The organism is Methylobacterium sp. WL64 (assembly GCF_008039945.1).
Taxonomy (GTDB): Bacteria; Pseudomonadota; Alphaproteobacteria; order Rhizobiales; family Beijerinckiaceae; genus Methylobacterium.
In genome coordinates this window covers 1-15,626 of sequence record NZ_VRVA01000002.1, presented here as the reverse complement: position 1 = coordinate 15,626, position 15,626 = coordinate 1, and the positions used below count along the sequence as shown (strand labels likewise).

Sequence of the window (15,626 nt, the reverse complement as noted above, 5' to 3'; positions counted from 1 at the left end):
GTCCAGATCCGTTCCAGGGCCTCTCCTCCCCCATGTGGGAAGGAGCCGAAGGTGGGGGTGGTGCCGGGTCAAGCGCCCGACGGTGCGGTCAGCACCGGCGTCCAACCCCGTCCCTCCCCACCGTACGCGGGGAGGTCGCAAGGTTCGTGTCGGATCAGTTGCCGATCGACTTGGCCACGCCCTCGACCACGCTCTTCAGCTTGCCGGCGCTCTCGTCCGACAGGTCCTTCGAGGTGGCGATGGCGCCGAGCAGGTCCTGATGCTTCGTGCGCAGCGTGCTGAGCAGGCTGTCCTCGAACGCGCGGATCTTGTTGACCGGCAGCTTGTCCAGGTAGCCGTTCACGCCGGCGTAGATCACCGCAACCTGCTCTTCCATCTTCAGCGGCGAGAATTGCGGCTGCTTCAGGAGCTCGGTGAGCCGCGAGCCGCGGTTCAGGAGCTGCTGGGTCGAGGCGTCGAGATCGGAGCCGAACTGCGCGAAGGCCGCCATCTCGCGGTACTGCGCCAGCTCGCCCTTGATCTTGCCGGCGACCTTTTTCATCGCCTTGGTCTGGGCCGAGGAGCCCACCCGCGACACCGAGAGGCCGACGTTCACCGCCGGGCGGATGCCCTGGTAGAACAGGTCGGTCTCGAGGAAGATCTGGCCGTCGGTGATCGAGATCACGTTGGTCGGGATGTAGGCCGAGACGTCGTTGGCCTGGGTCTCGATGACCGGGAGCGCGGTCAGCGAGCCGTTGCCGGCGGCGTCGCCCATCTTGGCGGCGCGCTCGAGCAGGCGGCTGTGGAGGTAGAACACGTCGCCCGGATAAGCCTCACGGCCCGGCGGGCGGCGCAGCAGCAGCGACATCTGGCGGTAGGCGACGGCCTGCTTGGACAGATCGTCATACACGATCACGGCGTGCATGCCGTTGTCGCGGAAATACTCGCCCATGGCGCAGCCGGCGAACGGCGCGATGAACTGCATCGGCGCGGCGTCCGAGGCAGTGGCGGCGATGACGATCGAGTATTCCAGGGCGCCCTGGTCCTCGAGCACCTTCACGAACTGGGCGACCGTGGAGCGCTTCTGTCCGATGGCCACGTAGATGCAGAAGAGCTTGGCCTTCTCGTCGCCGCCGGCGGCGTGGCCGGGCTTCTGGTTCAGGATGGTGTCGAGGGCGATGGCGGTCTTGCCGGTCTGGCGATCGCCGATGATCAGCTCGCGCTGGCCGCGGCCGACCGGGATGAGGGCGTCGATCGCCTTCAGGCCCGTGGCCATCGGCTCGTGCACCGACTTGCGCGGAATAATGCCCGGCGCCTTCACGTCGACGCGGCGACGCTCGGTGGACTCGATCGGACCCTTGCCGTCGATCGGGTTGCCGAGGCCGTCGACCACGCGGCCGAGCAGGCCCTTGCCGACCGGCACGTCCACGATGGCGCCGGTACGCTTGACGGTCTGGCCTTCCTTGATCTCACGGTCGGAGCCGAAGATCACGATGCCGACGTTGTCCTGCTCGAGGTTGAGCGCCATGCCGCGCACGCCCGACTCGAACTCGACCATCTCACCGGCCTGGACGTTGTCGAGGCCGTAGGCGCGGGCGATGCCGTCACCAACGGACAGGACCTGCCCAACCTCGGAGACCTCGGCCTCTTCGCCGAAGTTCTTGATCTGGTCCTTCAGGATCGCGGAGATCTCGGCGGCGCGGATGTCCATACTCGGCCTCTGTCGCTAAATCGTCAGTGCATGTTCGGATCGGATGGGGGCGCGCTTAACGCGCGGCCCGCATCGCGAGGCGGATACCGTTGAGCTTGGTCTTCAGGGACGCGTCGATCATGCGCGAGCCCATCCGGACGACGAGGCCGCCGATCAGGCTCGGATCGATGACCAGATCGACGTCCACATCGGACTTGGCGATGTCGCGCAGGGACGCCTTGATCTCTTCGATCAGCGCGTCGGACGGCCGTTCGGCCACCCGCACCTCGGCGCGCACGACGCCCCTCGAGTCCTGGACCAGAGACCGGAAGGCGCGGATCATGCCCGGCAGGGCGAAGAGGCGCCGGTTCGAGGCCGCGAGCCGGATGAAGTTGCCGGCCAGTCCGCCGATCCCGGCGCGGTCGAGCACGGCACCGATGGCGGCGACCTGCTCGTTGGGGGTGAAGGCCGGGCTGCGGACGAGGCGGCGCAGGTCCGCGCTCTCCTTCAGCAGGCCATCGAATTGATTGAGTGCTTCGGCGACTGCGTCGACCTGGCGCTCGTCACGCGCGAGCTCGAAGAGGGCGGAAGCGTACCGGCCCGCCACGCCTGCGACCAGGGGACCAGCCTCGGAACCGTTCTGCGCCACCCGTCGCTCTCTTCTCTGTTGCCCGCCCGATCCGCGCGCTCCGGCTGGGAGCACGGTGCGGATACCGTTCGGGACGTGGGATCGCGCCAGCAATGGGAACGGTCCAGGACCAGCCCTTGTGGCGCGGCGACCGCCTAGCATGCCAGCATGGCCGCACGCAACACGGACCGGCGCGGCTCTGCGCGCTACGGCGGCGGAAGTGTGACGCAGCCGGCCTCAGCAGGCCAGGCGATCACACCGCCGCGTGCTGGCGATCATCTTCGCCATGGCGTTGGCGCCGGGGTGACCGAGGATCCCGCTGTTGCCCAGGACGTACGAGGGCGTCGCGTAGAGGCCGAGGTCGGCTGCCATCCGCATCTGGCTCTTGAGCGCCAGCCGGACCTCCTCGCTGTCGGCGATCGCCTCGACGTCCGCCTGCGGGATGCCGAGCGCGGCCGCGGCCGTCAGGGCGCCGGGTCCGTCGATGCGACCGGGCTTGCTCAGCAGCGTCCGGTAGAATCCCCATGCCGCCGCAGCGCCGAGCTTGCGCTGGACGGCCAGCATCACCTTGGCGGCTTGAACGGATTGCGGCGACAGGATCGGATTGTTGACCAGGCCGACACGCAGGTCCGGATCCGATTCGTGCAGCGCCACCACATCGGCCGCGGCCTTGCGGCAGTACGGGCAGTTGAAGTCGAAGAACTCGTAGAGCGTGGTCTGGGCCTCGCGCGGCCCCGCATAGGTGACCCCGCGCAGGCCCGGGATCTGCCCGGTGATCTCACCCGGCAGGATCGAGTTCGCGACCGGCCGGCCATCATCGCCGGTCACCGCGACGCGCTGGCCGTAGGATTGCGCGGCCGCGTGCCCGAGCCCGGCGCCCAGGGACGCGCCGGCCGCGGCGGCGATGAGGTGACGACGGGACAGCGCCATGGAATCCGTGCGGGACAGAGGGGATCGTTCGGCCGGAGCGGGGCCGGAACAGGAACTTGCGCCGACAGATGATGCCGGTTCGTGAACGCCGCCCTACCGGATCCCGGCCGGGCGGTCGCCAACCGCCCAGGCCAGGGCCTGGTCCAGACGGTCGTTGCCCCAGAACAGCTCGCCGTCATCGGCCAGGAAGGTCGGGGCGCCGTAGATGCCGCGGGACCGCGCCTCCTCGACGCTGACCCGGAGCCGGGTCTTGTTGGCCTCGCCGGCGGCGGCACGCACCGTCTGGGTGCCGTCGAGACCGAGCGAATCGAGGATCTCGACCACCGCGGACGGTTCGGCGATGGAGCGCCCTTCGGCGAAGCTCGCTGTGAAGACCGCCTTCGAGAACGGCACCAGCCAATCCTGGTCGTGCCCGTAGACCGCGGCTCGCACCGCGCTGAGGCTGTTCTGCGGAAACTGGGCCGGACGGGTGAGCGGCGGCAGGCCGAGTCGGGCGGCCTCGCGCTCCACGTCGCGCCACATGTTCTTGCCCTTGGCCGGATAGAGGTTGAACGGCGACGTCGTCCAGCCCTGCGCCGCGAAGAGCGGCCCGACCAGGAACGGCCGCCAGCGCACGGTCACGCCCGCATCGGCGGCGGCCGCCTCGATCCGCATCGCCGCCAGATAGGAATACGAGGAGGCGAATTCGTACCAGAACTCCAAGGTTGGCTGGCGCGCCATAGATTTCGCTTCTCCGATGCTCTCGTGCGGCCGGGATCAGGCAATGCCCGCGCCGCGCCGTGCCTCACACGGCCGCAAGGCCGTCATGAGGCGAAACGCTGTCGATCGTCCGGCAACAGGCTACGCGCGAGGCGGCACGCCGGTTGCAGGCCGATGATGCCCGCGATAAGCCGCCGACACCCTGCACCAGTTCCGGAACCAGCATGTCCGATCCCGCGAAGAGCCCCGTGAAGAAGGTGGTGCTGGCCTATTCCGGCGGCCTCGACACCTCCATCATCCTGAAGTGGCTGCAGACCACCTACGGCTGCGAGGTCATCACCTTCACGGCCGATCTCGGCCAGGGCGAGGAACTGGAGCCCGCCCGCCGCAAGGCGGAGCTGCTCGGCATCAAGCCCGAGAACATCTACATCGAGGACCTGCGCGAGGAGTTCGTACGGGACTACGTGTTCCCGATGTTCCGGGCCAACGCGGTCTACGAGGGGGTGTACCTGCTGGGCACCTCGATCGCGCGGCCGCTGATCGCCAAGAAGCAGATCGAGATCGCCGAGAAGGTCGGGGCCGACGCGGTCTGCCACGGCGCCACCGGCAAGGGTAATGATCAGGTCCGGTTCGAGCTCGGCTACTACGCGCTGAAGCCCGACGTCACGGTGATCGCCCCCTGGCGCGAGTGGGACCTGCGCTCGCGCGAGCAGCTGATCGCCTTCGCCGAGCAGCACCAGATCCCGATCGCCAAGGACAAGCGCGGCGAGAGCCCGTTCTCGGTGGATGCCAACCTTCTGCACGCCTCCTCGGAGGGCAAGGTGCTGGAGGATCCGGCAGTCGAGGTGCCGGACTACGTCTTCTCCCGGACGATCTCCCCGGAGCAGGCGCCGGACACGCCGACCATCATCACCATCGGGTTCGAGAGGGGTGACGCGGTCTCGATCGACGGCGAGGCCCTGTCGCCCGCGAGCCTGCTGGCCAAGCTCAACCAGCTCGGCCACGACAACGGCATCGGCCGGCTCGACCTCGTGGAGAACCGCTTCGTCGGCATGAAGAGCCGCGGCATGTACGAGACGCCGGGCGGCACGATCCTGCTGCCGGCCCACCGGGCGATCGAATCGATCACGCTCGACCGTGGCGCGGCCCACCTCAAGGACCAGCTGATGCCGCAATACGCGGAGCTGATCTACAACGGCTTCTGGTTCTCGCCTGAGCGCGAGATGATCCAGGCGCTGATCGACAAGAGCCAGGAGAAGGTCACGGGCACGGTGCGGCTGAAGCTCTACAAGGGCGGCGTCCACGTAATCGGCCGCGAGAGCCCGCACTCGCTCTACGATCAGGACCTCGTGACGTTCGAGGAAGGCGCCGTGGCCTATGATCACCGCGACGCCGCGGGCTTCATCAAGCTGAACGCGCTCCGGCTGCGCACCCTGGCGCAGCGCAAGAAGCGGGACGCCTGAGCGGCCCCCGGGGGCCTCGCTCAGGCGGGCTCCCAGACCGACGCGGCATTCCTGCGGAACGGGCCGGGCCCGAGATCGGCGTAGCGCAGGAAGATCTGGAAGGCCGGCTGCATCTCGCGGTGAAGCCGGGCCAGGCTGTCGTCATCGGTGGCGCCGCCGATGTGCTGCCCCATGGCGTGCGTGTACGGTCCCGTCCCGCCATAGGGCCGCTCCAGGTCGATGCGCGGTACGCCGTGTTCCGCGTCCCAGACGTGGTTGAGCTGCGGGATCAGCGCGAGATGCGCGTCCGTCACCGCGAAGGTGATGTGCTCCGGCGTCTCGCCGGTGGCGGCATCCCGAAATACGTCGGTGATCGCCGCGCAATCCAGCTTGGCGAGCGGGTTGTGGTATTGGTAGCGGCCGGGCTTGAGCTTCGCGTTCTGCGAGAAAACCGCAATCCCATCTTCGAGCGCCCGATGCTCCTCCTCGGCGCCGTCGTCGTCCCCGGTGACGTTGGCGATGTCGCCGTCCCGGTCGTGGCTGCCGTAGGGCGCCTCCGGGTGAATCATCGGCGCGCCGGGCTCGGCGCCGTTCCAGGCGACCACCATCCGGCGAATCAGGGCGATGCGCTCGAGGGTGAGGTCGTAGACGGCGTCGTTCATGGTCGGTCGGTCCCAGATGTCGTGGTTCTGGCGCCTCTCTTACAGAGCCGATTCGGAGGCTGCTACCGCCCGGTACGGCCTTGTTCCCGCATGGCGTCCGATCACTCATAGATGGGGTTTGATTTCGCGAATCGGGGATGCCCATGGCCGGTTCGACCGTCCACACCTGCGATCACGATCCGTTGGTGTTGCTTCCTGAAGCTGTGGCCTTTCAAGTCGACGTTCGGCGTGTCGATATCCTCAAGATCGGCCGCAGCCGCGTACTGGTGCCGCAGGGCGAGTGCCGGGAAAATTTTTTCTTGAATTGGCCATGCGTAGGCGACGATTTTATTGTCGAACGCAACCAGCCGGGCGCACAGGATTGGCGGCCAATGTGGTCTCCGATCGATAGGCTTGGGGCGACCGACGCGGTCATCGCGAGCGCAGCGAAGCAAGCGAGGATAGCGCCTTGTTCGGGGAGCGCGCGCTGTCCTTGGTCGCTTCGCTGCACTCGCGATGACTGTGCGGGACGATCGGCTCAAACGCATTCAGCGGACGCTACCTGACACCGGCATGCGCCTCCTCGACCGATACCTGCCGACCTACCAGTTCAGCGAGATGCATGCCTGCCTGGTGGCTGCCGAACCTGCCGCGATCCTCGACCGCGTTGCCGCCTATCGACCGGATTCGGATCGATTCTTTCGGCTCATGATCGGCCTGCGGGAATGGCCGATGCGCGTCCTTGGCAAGCCGGATGCGGTGCGTCCGCAATTCGGCTTCGACGACTTCACGCTCCTCGGCCGGAGCGAGAGCGAGATCGTCTATGGGTTGGTCGGCCGGTTCTGGCGACCGGATTACGGGCTCGAGACGATCGCCGACGACGCCGCGTTCGTGGCCTGCGATGCGACGCACATCGCGAAACTCGCCCTTGCCTTCCAAACCCGGCGTGACCCCGACGGCCGGACCCGGCTCGTCACCGAGACCCGCGTCTTCTGCGCGAGCCGCGCCGCGCGGCTGAAGTTCATGCCGTATTGGCTGCTGATCCGCCCCGTCAGCGGTTTCTTGCGACGGCGCATGCTTGCGTCGATCAGGACCAGCACCGAAGCACGGGAGACCGTCATCGCCGGAGACAGCCCGTAAGCCCTTCGATCTGTCCCATCATGGCCTGGATCTGCGCGGCGCGGCGGCGGACCCCGGGGGAGGGGCGGCCGGCGCTGCGGGTGATCGGGTTCGGCAGCACGGCGGCCAGAAGGGCGGCTTCTCCCCGGCTCAGCCGGCTCGCGTCCTTGCCGAACCAGTGGCGGCTCGCCGCCTGCGCGCCGTAGATGCCGTCGCCCCATTCGGCGATGTTGAGATAGATTTCCATCATCCGCCGTTTGCCCCAGAGGGCGTCCAGCGCCAGCGCGAGCGGGATCTCGAACGCCTTGCGGATGTAGGACCGGCCCGGCCACAGGAAGACGTTCTTCACCGTCTGCATGGCGATGGTCGAGGCGCCTCGGCTCGGCGAATCCTCGTCCTCCACGACCTCGCGGATGGCCCCGAAATCGACGCCGTAATCGAGGCAGAAACGCTGGTCCTCCGAGGCGATCACCGCTTGGGGCAGCGCCGGCGCGATCGCCGAGAGCGGCACCGCATCCCGGCTCACGGGCTGAAGCGACAACCAGCGTCCGAGCATCAGAGTCGACGGCGGCGTCACCGCGCTATAGACGAGCGCCAGCGTGAGCGTGGAGATGAATCCGACGGCGGGGAGCAGCAGGAGCGCTCCCACGATCCGGCGCACACGGCGGGACCGCCTCGGGCGAGCGCGTGGCAAGGCGTGCTCCGCCGCGATCCGCCTGGGTCCGGTTCGGTTGATCTTGATTTCATCTCCGCGCAAAGCGACGCCCGATTGATTTCGCCAGGCCAAGACCGGACGCAGCGCCCGATGACCTCGATACCCTCAACGCAGGCTCAGACCGGTTCGGTCAAGACGGCCACTCCCGCCGCCGGGTTTTCCCACAGGCTGACGCAGGTCGCCGAGACGGTCGAGACCTTCCTGGTCGAGCGCCTCGGACCAGAGGTCGGCCCCGGCGAGATCGCCCGGCCGCCGCGCCTGATGGAGGCGATGCGGCACGCGGTGCTGGGCGGCGGCAAGCGCCTGCGCCCGTTCCTGGCCATCGAGACCGCCCGGATGCTCGGTGGCTCGGAGGCCGCAGCGCTCGCGGCCGGCGCCGGTGTCGAACTGGTGCATTGCTACAGCCTCGTGCACGACGACCTCCCGGCCATGGACGACGACGACATGCGCCGCGGCAAGCCGACGGTGCACAAGGCCTACGACGAGGCGACCGCCATCCTGGTGGGCGACGCGCTGCAGACGCTCGCCTTCGAGATCGTCGCCGACCCGACCTGGCAGCCGGACGCGCGAATCCGCGCCGACCTCGTGCTCGGGCTCGCCCGCGCCTCAGGCCTCGGCGGAATGGTCGGCGGCCAGCTCCTCGACCTCACCGCCGAAGGGCGGTTCGGCGCCGCCACCATGGACGTGGACGACACCCTGCGGATGCAGGCGATGAAGACCGGCGCAATCCTGGCCTTCTCGGTGGAAGCCGGCGCGATCGTCGGCGGGGCCGACGAGGGTCAGCGGGCGGCGCTGCTGCGCTATGGTCTGGCACTGGGCCAGGCGTTCCAGATTGCCGACGACATCCTCGACCGGGAAGCCTCGCCCGAGGCGATGGGCAAGGCCACCGGCAAGGACAAGGACGCCGGCAAAGCGACCCTGGTGGATCGCCTGGGCCTGGACGGCGCCCGGGCCGAGTGCGACCGTCTGGTCGGCGTCTGCGAGGATGCTGTGGCGCTCTGGGGCGAGGGCGCCCGGACCTTGCGGGACGCCGCCCGCTTCACGGTGGCGCGCAAGACCTGAACCGCTTCCCGCAAACCGGTGCTGCGCATGCGCTCGGCGCAGGGCCGGCCGGCTCGCGACAATTGAACGGATCGGTTTGACCGCCCGGCAAGGACGCGGACGCGACCGTCGGGCATGCCCGCCTACCCGTCGCTCTCCCGCATCCTGGCCGCCGGCTCGGGTCTCGGCGGCCTTGGCTATCTGATGACCCGCACGGACCCCTCCGTGGAGGGTGTCCTGACTGGCTTGTCGTGCCTCGTCCTGTGTGTCGGCTTCTCCGCGCTGCCGGCTCCGAAGAGGCCGGCGCGGCGTACACCCGCGCCGCCGTTGCGTCCGCCGGTGCCCGAGCCGCGAACCATCGACCCGCTGTCGGGACCGCAGCCCCACCGGCTGCTCATGGCCCAGGTCGTGCAGCCCCCCGCCCCGCCAACCCAGCCGGAGCGCAGCGACGACCTGCAGCCTGGGCGGACGTCTTGAGCCCTTGCCGCCGGGGAGCAGCAGCCTTGTCGCGTCAGGCCCGGTTCTTCTTGTTGTAGACGTCGAGGCAGACAGCCGCGAGCAGCACGATACCCTTGATGACTTGCTGGTAGTCGATGCCGATCCCGAGGATCGACATGCCGTTGTTCATCACGCCGATGATGAACGCCCCGATGACGACCCCCGAAACCTTGCCGATGCCGCCCGCGGCCGAGGCGCCGCCGATGAAGCAGGCCGCGATCACGTCGAGCTCGAACCCGACGCCGGCCTTCGGGGTCGCGGTGTTGAGGCGCGCGGCGAAGATCATGCCGGCGAGCCCGGCGAGGGCGACCATGTTGGCGAAGGTCAGGAAGGTGAGCCGCTCGGTCTTGATGCCCGACAGGCGTGCGGCCTTGATGTTGCCGCCCAGCGCGTAGATGCGCCGCCCGATCGTCGTGCGGGTGGTGACGAAGCGGTAGATCATCACCAGCACGAACATGACCAGCAACACGTTCGGCAGGCCGCGATACGAACTCATCTGGTACGCGAAGGCCAGGATCACCGCGGTGATAATGCCGTTGCGGGCGATGAACGAGGCCAGGCTGTCCGGCGAGCTTCCGTGGCGGACCTGAACGGCGCGGCGCTGCCAGTTCATGCCGAGCAGGAGGAGCGCGAGCACGAGCCCCATCAGCATCGCGGTCCAGGGCCCGGCGAAGTTGACCAGGAAGCCTTTGGAAAGGAGCTGGAACACCTCCGGGAACGGCCCGATCGAGGCGCCCTGCAACAGCGCGAGCGTCAGGCCCCGGAACACCAGCATGCCGGCGAGGGTGACGATGAAGCTCGGGATCCCGAGATACGCCACGAACGCGCCCTGCAGGCCGCCGATGGCGGCGCCGACCGCGAGGCACACGATGGTCGCGGTGAACGGGTCGATGCCGTAATGCACCATGAGCAGGGCCGCCAGGGCGCCGACGAAGCCGACGATCGAGCCGATCGACAGGTCGATATGGCCGGCCACGATGACCAGCAGCATGCCCAGCGCCATCACGACGACGTAGCTGTTCTGCAGGATCAGGTTGGTCAGGTTGAGCGGCTGGAACAGCACGCCGTTCGTCGTGTACTCGAAGAACAGCGTGATCAGCAGCAGGGCGATCACCAGCCCGTAATCCCGGAACTGCGAGGTTCCTAGGAAGCCGCGCTTGGCGCGCGCATCGGCAGCGGGCTTGGCGTCCGGGACGGACTCGGGACCGGGGGGCATCGTCTTGGCCGCAGAGGTCTCGGTCATCCGTTCAGTTCCTTCGAGCGCATGATCGCGCGCATGATCGCCTCCTGGCTCGCCTCCGAGCGCTGGAACTCACCCACGAAACGCCCCTCGTTCATCACGTAGATGCGGTCGCACATGCCAAGTAGCTCAGGCATCTCGGACGAGATCATCAGCACGCCCTTGCCGCCCTCGGCCAGCTCGTTGATGATCGCGTAGATTTCGTACTTGGCGCCGACGTCGATGCCCCGAGTCGGCTCGTCCAGCATCAGCACCTTGGGGTGCGTGAACAGCCACTTGCTCAGCACGACCTTCTGCTGGTTGCCGCCGGACAGGTTTACGGTCTGCTGCGCGACTCCGAAGGAGCGGATGCGCATCTTCGCGCGATAGTCGGTGGCGACGCCGCACTCCTTGTCCTCGTCGATCACCGCGGCCCTGGACACGCCCGGCAGGTTCGCCAGCGTGGTGTTCTTGGTGATGGTCTCGTCGAGCACGAGGCCGAGCTGCTTGCGGTCCTCGGTGACGTAGGCGATGCCCGCCGTGATCGCCTTGCCGATGGACGAGACGTCGGCGTCCCGGCCTTCGATCCGGACTTGGCCCGAGATGCCCTGGCCGTAGGCGCGGCCGAACAGGCTCATGGCGAGTTCGGTGCGGCCCGAGCCCATCAGGCCGGCGATCCCGACGATCTCGCCCTTGCGGACGGTGAGGCTGACGTTGCGCACCACCGCCCGGTCGGCGTGGACGGCGTGGTGCACCGTCCAGTTGCGCACCTCCAGCATCACGTCGCCGAGCCGCGGCTCGCGGGCCGGATACCGGTTCGCCATCTCGCGGCCGACCATGCCCCGGATGATTCGGTCCTCATCGACGGTGCCGTCACGGCAATCCAGCGTCTCGACCGTGGTGCCGTCGCGCAGAACCGTGATCCGGTCGGCGACCTTGGAGATCTCGTTGAGCTTGTGGGAGATCAGGATCGACGCGATACCCTGTTCTCGAAAGCTGACGAGCAGGCACAGGAGCGCGTCACTGTCCTTTTCGCTCAGGCTCGCGGTCGGCTCATCGAGGATGAGCAGCTTCACCTTCTTCGAGAGCGCCTTGGCGATCTCCACGAGCTGCTGCTTGCCGACGCCGAGATGGGTGACCAGCGTTTCGGGGTTCTCCTCGAGCCCCACGGTCCTCAGAAGGTCGACCGCCCGGCTGAACATCCGGTCCCGGTCGATGATGCCGAACCGGGCCGGCTCGTTGCCGAGGAAGATGTTCTCGGCGATCGACAGGAACGGAACCAGCGCGAGTTCCTGGTGGATGATGACGATCCCGACGCGCTCGCTGTCCGAGATGTCCCGAAACGCGCTGAGGCGGCCCTCGTAATGGATCTCGCCCTCGTAGGTTCCGTGCGGGTAGACCCCGCTCAGGACCTTCATCAGCGTCGACTTTCCGGCGCCGTTCTCCCCGACCAGGGCATGGATCTCGGCCGGCCGGATCGTCAGGTTGACGTCGGAGAGCGCCTTGACGCCGGGAAATGTCTTCGTAATCCCTCGCATTTCGAGGACGGGCTGCATGCGACCAATTCCGGCTCGTCGTTCAGATGTCGGCAGCCGATACCGGGGATGCCGGCATCGGCCAGGATCGATCGGGACCGGACCCCGGCCCCGCCGCGCTTATTTCAGCTGGTCGAGCGTGTAGTAGCCGGTTTCCACGAGGACCGGCTTCCAGTTGTCCTTGGTGACGACGACCGGCTTCAGCAGGAAGGACGGGACGATCTTCTTGCCGTTGTTGTAAGTTTTGGTGTCGTTCACCTCGGGCTGCTTGCCGTTCTCGATGGCGTCGATCATCGCCACAGTCACCTTGGCCAGCTCGCGCGTATCCTTGAACACGGTCGAGTATTGTTCGCCGGCGATGATGGATTTGACCGATTGCAGCTCGGCATCCTGGCCGCTGACCACCGGCATCTTCAGGCTGCCGGAGCCGTAGCCGACGCCCTTGAGCGACGAGATGATGCCGATCGAAATGCCATCGTAGGGCGACAGGACCGCGTCGAGCTTGGCACTGCCGTAATAGGCCGAGAGCAGGTTATCCATGCGTGCCTGGGCGGTGGCCGGATCCCAGCGCAGGGTCGAGACCTTGTCCATTCCGGCCTGGCCAGAGCGCACGACCAGTTTCTTCGCGTCGATATACGGCTTCAGCACCGACAGCGCGCCGTCGTAGAAGAAGTAGGCGTTGTTGTCGTCCGGCGAGCCGCCGAACAGCTCGATGTTGAACGGGCCCTTGCCGTCCTTCAGCCCGAGCGCGTCGACAATTGAGTTGGCCTGCTGCACGCCAACCTGGAAGTTGTCGAACGTGGCGTAGAAATCGACGTTCGGGGTTCCCTTGATCAAGCGGTCGTACGCGATGACCTTGACGCCGGCATCCTTGGCTTTCGACAGCACGTCACTGAGCGTCGTGCCGTCGATCGACGCGATCACGAGGACTTTTGCCCCTTTGGTGAGCATGTTCTCGATCTGGGCGAGCTGATTCGGGATGTCGTCGTCGGCGTATTGCAGGTCCGGCTTGTAGCCCTTGGCGGACAGCTGCTTCACGATGTTGTTGCCGTCGTCGATCCAGCGCTGAGACGACTTGGTCGGCATGGCGACACCGATCAGGTCGCCGCCGGCGGCGAGCGCCTCCGGCACGGCGATGCCGGCCAGCATCGTGGCAGCGAGCGCGAGCCTCAAGAATGACTGCTTGGTGATCATCAAGTCCCCCCGGTCGTATTGTCGTCCCGCGCGCCGGATCGGCGCACGCCGCGTTGAGCGAATGCTTTTTTTGATTGACGGACGTCGTCGGCAGATCGGCGCCCTATAGCCAACTCTGCGCGAGAACTTCCTCGGCGAGCCGATCCCGACGTGTCGGGACGGTCGCCAGTCGTCGGCACCGGAACCGCCGGCCCGATCGTCCGACGAACGCCCGGTGACGGAACTGGCGAAGGCGGCGCACGGCTTACGAGGGCCCTCGCCCCGCGCGCGACCGAGTTCGTACCTCGGCCGTTTTTGTTGAGCGATTTGTATGAGTTATAAATCGGTGCGTCAATCGGCGCCGCGCAGAGCACACGGAAAAAGCGTGGATGCTGTTGTAGGCGGTTGCGCCGTGTGGGCCGGGCCGCGCCGGCAGGCGACGGCCCGGGATCTCAGCCGCGGCCGACGAACGGCATCTTGGTCGCCATCACGGTCATGAACTGGACGTTCGCCTCCAGGGGAAGGTTCGCCATCATCAGCACCGCGTCGCCGACATGGTCCGGGTCCATCACCGCCTCAGGCCGCGTCGAGCCATCGGGCTGCGCGACGCCGGCCTTCATCTTGCCGCCCATCGGGGTGTCGGCGTTGCCGATATCGATCTGGCCGCAGGCGATGTCGTAGGCGCGCCCATCCAGCGAAGTCGCCTTGGTCAGGCCGGTCACGGCGTGCTTCGTCGCCGTGTAGGCGATCGAATTCGGCCGCGGGGCATGGGCCGAGATCGAACCATTGTTGATGATCCGGCCGCCGCGGGGATCCTGGTCGCGCATGATCCGGAAGGCGTGCTGGGTGCACAGGAACAGCGCAGTCAGGTTGGTGTCGATCACCTGGCGCCAGGTCTCGAGCGGCAGATCCTCCAGCGGGACAGCCGGGGCACCGATCCCGGCATTGTTGAACAGCAGGTCGAGACGGCCGAACCGGCCTTTGGTCTGCGCGAACAGGTTGGCGATCGACTCCGGGTCGGTCACATCGGTGGGCACCACGAGGGCGCGGCCGGGCTCGATCCGCGCCGCGACCTCGTCGAGCGGCGCCTGCCGCCGCCCGGACAGCACGACGGTCCATCCGGCCCCGGCGAGCGCCAGGGCCGAAGCCTTGCCGACCCCCGTCCCCGCTCCGGTCACGATCGCGATCCGACCAGCTACCGACATCGCCGCCTCCCTGTTCCATGACGTTGCCCCGGCTGTACCGGACCGCCGTGGCGGCGCGAAGGGCGATCCGTTTCAGATGCATGGGGACCGTAGCGACCGGCAACACGCTATGGTGGAGATGACGGTACGCGGGATCGGGAGCGGCGGGATGCGGGCCTTTCGGGAAACAGGTGTGATCGCGGCCGCAGCGGAGCGCAGATGAGCGCACCCGAGATCCCGTTCCTGGCCGGGCTCGACGCGGCGGCGGTCTCGGCCGTCCGTGCCCGCATGGTCTCGATGGCGGTGCCGGCCGGCCGGACCCTGTTCGAGCAGGGCGATGTCGGCGACGCGCTCTACACGCTGGTTTCCGGCGCGGTCGGCGTCTCGACACGCGATCGCCACGGGATCTTCACCCGGATCGCCAGGCTGCGCCCACCCGAGACCTTCGGCGAGATGGCGCTCCTGTCCGAGGCGCCGCGCGCCGCGACCGTGATGGCATTGCGGGATTCGCAGTTCCTGTGCCTGACCCGCGCCGCCTTCGAGACCGTGATCACGGAGCATCGCACACGCTCCTCTACTTCGCCCGCATGCTCGCCGAGCGCCTGCGCACGCTCTACGACGGCCATTCGGTGCATCAAGCGCCGCGCACCTTCGTGGTTCTGGCGGTGACGGATGGCCCGGACCCGGAGCCGCTCGCCCACGACTTCGCCGCCGCCCTCGACGCGATCCTGCCGGGGAAAACGGCTTGCCTGAGCCGGTGGCCCGATGGGGCCGACGAGGACTGGGTTCACGCCTTCGAGGCCCGGCATGCGCGGACGGTGTTCGTTGCGCGGGACATCGGCGACGCGTGGTCGCGGCTGAGCCAGCGCCTCGGCGACCATGTTCTGTTGCTTGCCGAGCCCGGCGCGCCGCCGCGCCCCGGCGTGACCGCCTATCTGGAGCGGGTGCGGTCCGACTGGATCCGCATGGACCTGGTGGTGCGCCAGGACCCCGCGGCATCGCGCCCGAAGGCCCTGCACCCGCAGGTCGCCGGCCTGCCCGTTGCGATGCGGGTCCAGGTCCGCCCCGGCCGGCACCTCGACGTCCGTCGGCTTGCACGGCTGGCCAGCGGGGTCGGGCGGGGACTGGTGCTC

Annotated in this window: 15 protein-coding genes and 1 pseudogene; 6 read left to right on the top strand and 10 right to left on the bottom strand. The window is 67.8% G+C overall.

Annotation, left to right across the window (positions count from 1 at the left end; translation table 11 throughout):
• Positions 1-154: 154 nt before the first annotated feature.
• From atpA to FV242_RS01310, 4 genes are all read right to left on the bottom strand, one after another.
• Positions 155-1,690, bottom strand: coding sequence for a F0F1 ATP synthase subunit alpha (atpA, locus tag FV242_RS01325; RefSeq protein WP_147905662.1), 1,536 nt, complete (start codon positions 1,688-1,690; stop codon positions 155-157).
• A 55-nt stretch (positions 1,691-1,745) separates the two neighbouring features.
• Complete coding sequence (locus FV242_RS01320; RefSeq protein WP_147937661.1) at positions 1,746-2,318, bottom strand: F0F1 ATP synthase subunit delta; 573 nt, start codon at positions 2,316-2,318, stop codon at positions 1,746-1,748.
• 216 nt (positions 2,319-2,534) lie between these two features.
• The gene (locus tag FV242_RS01315) at positions 2,535-3,227 is read right to left on the bottom strand and encodes a DsbA family protein (RefSeq protein ID WP_147937660.1); all 693 of its coding nucleotides are present in this window, start codon (positions 3,225-3,227) and stop codon (positions 2,535-2,537) included.
• A gap of 93 nt (positions 3,228-3,320) precedes the next feature.
• On the bottom strand, positions 3,321-3,947 hold the full coding sequence (locus FV242_RS01310) for a 2-hydroxychromene-2-carboxylate isomerase (RefSeq protein WP_147905665.1): 627 nt from the start codon (positions 3,945-3,947) through the stop codon (positions 3,321-3,323).
• 203 nt (positions 3,948-4,150) lie between these two features.
• Between FV242_RS01310 and FV242_RS01305 the strand changes: the two genes are divergently transcribed.
• The gene (locus FV242_RS01305) at positions 4,151-5,389 is read left to right on the top strand and encodes an argininosuccinate synthase (protein ID WP_147937659.1); all 1,239 of its coding nucleotides are present in this window, start codon (positions 4,151-4,153) and stop codon (positions 5,387-5,389) included.
• A gap of 20 nt (positions 5,390-5,409) precedes the next feature.
• Here the strand turns inward: FV242_RS01305 and FV242_RS01300 are convergent, their stop codons facing one another.
• Positions 5,410-6,030 (bottom strand): hypothetical protein, encoded by a 621-nt coding sequence (locus FV242_RS01300; protein WP_147905667.1) that lies wholly within the window; start codon positions 6,028-6,030, stop codon positions 5,410-5,412.
• Positions 6,031-6,582: 552 nt separating this feature from the next.
• Between FV242_RS01300 and FV242_RS01290 the strand changes: the two genes are divergently transcribed.
• A complete protein-coding gene (locus FV242_RS01290; RefSeq protein ID WP_147905668.1) occupies positions 6,583-7,149 on the top strand; it encodes a hypothetical protein in 567 nt (188 codons plus the stop codon).
• Here the strand turns inward: FV242_RS01290 and mtgA are convergent.
• Positions 7,127-7,789, bottom strand: a complete 663-nt coding sequence (gene mtgA, locus FV242_RS01285; protein ID WP_147937658.1) for a monofunctional biosynthetic peptidoglycan transglycosylase — start codon at positions 7,787-7,789, stop codon at positions 7,127-7,129. The two genes, FV242_RS01290 and mtgA, sit on opposite strands and share 23 nt — an antisense overlap.
• Positions 7,790-7,933: 144 nt before the next feature.
• Here mtgA and FV242_RS01280 point away from each other — a divergent pair, with 144 nt between their 5' ends.
• Together FV242_RS01280 and FV242_RS01275 are read left to right on the top strand one after the other, a co-directional pair.
• Positions 7,934-8,905 (top strand): polyprenyl synthetase family protein, encoded by a 972-nt coding sequence (locus FV242_RS01280; protein WP_246692235.1) that lies wholly within the window; start codon positions 7,934-7,936, stop codon positions 8,903-8,905.
• A gap of 114 nt (positions 8,906-9,019) precedes the next feature.
• On the top strand, positions 9,020-9,361 hold the full coding sequence (locus FV242_RS01275) for a hypothetical protein (RefSeq protein ID WP_147937657.1): 342 nt from the start codon (positions 9,020-9,022) through the stop codon (positions 9,359-9,361).
• A gap of 34 nt (positions 9,362-9,395) precedes the next feature.
• On the opposite strand, the gene mmsB is transcribed toward FV242_RS01275, so the two are convergent.
• The 4 genes from mmsB to FV242_RS01255 form a co-directional block, all read right to left on the bottom strand.
• Positions 9,396-10,625 (bottom strand): multiple monosaccharide ABC transporter permease, encoded by a 1,230-nt coding sequence (gene mmsB / locus FV242_RS01270; RefSeq protein WP_147937656.1) that lies wholly within the window; start codon positions 10,623-10,625, stop codon positions 9,396-9,398.
• On the bottom strand, positions 10,622-12,157 hold the full coding sequence (gene mmsA, locus FV242_RS01265; protein ID WP_147937655.1) for a multiple monosaccharide ABC transporter ATP-binding protein: 1,536 nt from the start codon (positions 12,155-12,157) through the stop codon (positions 10,622-10,624). The genes mmsB and mmsA overlap by 4 nt, the downstream gene beginning before the upstream one ends.
• Before the next feature lie 99 nt (positions 12,158-12,256).
• Positions 12,257-13,285: a multiple monosaccharide ABC transporter substrate-binding protein gene (gene chvE / locus FV242_RS01260; protein WP_246692571.1), complete on the bottom strand. Its 1,029-nt coding sequence runs from the start codon at positions 13,283-13,285 to the stop codon at positions 12,257-12,259.
• A gap of 476 nt (positions 13,286-13,761) precedes the next feature.
• Positions 13,762-14,514, bottom strand: coding sequence for an SDR family oxidoreductase (locus FV242_RS01255; protein ID WP_147905673.1), 753 nt, complete (start codon positions 14,512-14,514; stop codon positions 13,762-13,764).
• Between the two features lie 198 nt (positions 14,515-14,712).
• Between FV242_RS01255 and FV242_RS35315 the strand changes: the two genes are divergently transcribed.
• Positions 14,713-15,162, top strand: coding sequence for a cyclic nucleotide-binding domain-containing protein (locus tag FV242_RS35315; RefSeq protein WP_246692560.1), 450 nt, complete (start codon positions 14,713-14,715; stop codon positions 15,160-15,162).
• Positions 15,123-15,626: pseudogene (locus tag FV242_RS35310) on the top strand (cyclic nucleotide-binding protein); the annotation flags it as partial. The gene FV242_RS35315 and the pseudogene FV242_RS35310, both read left to right, overlap by 40 nt.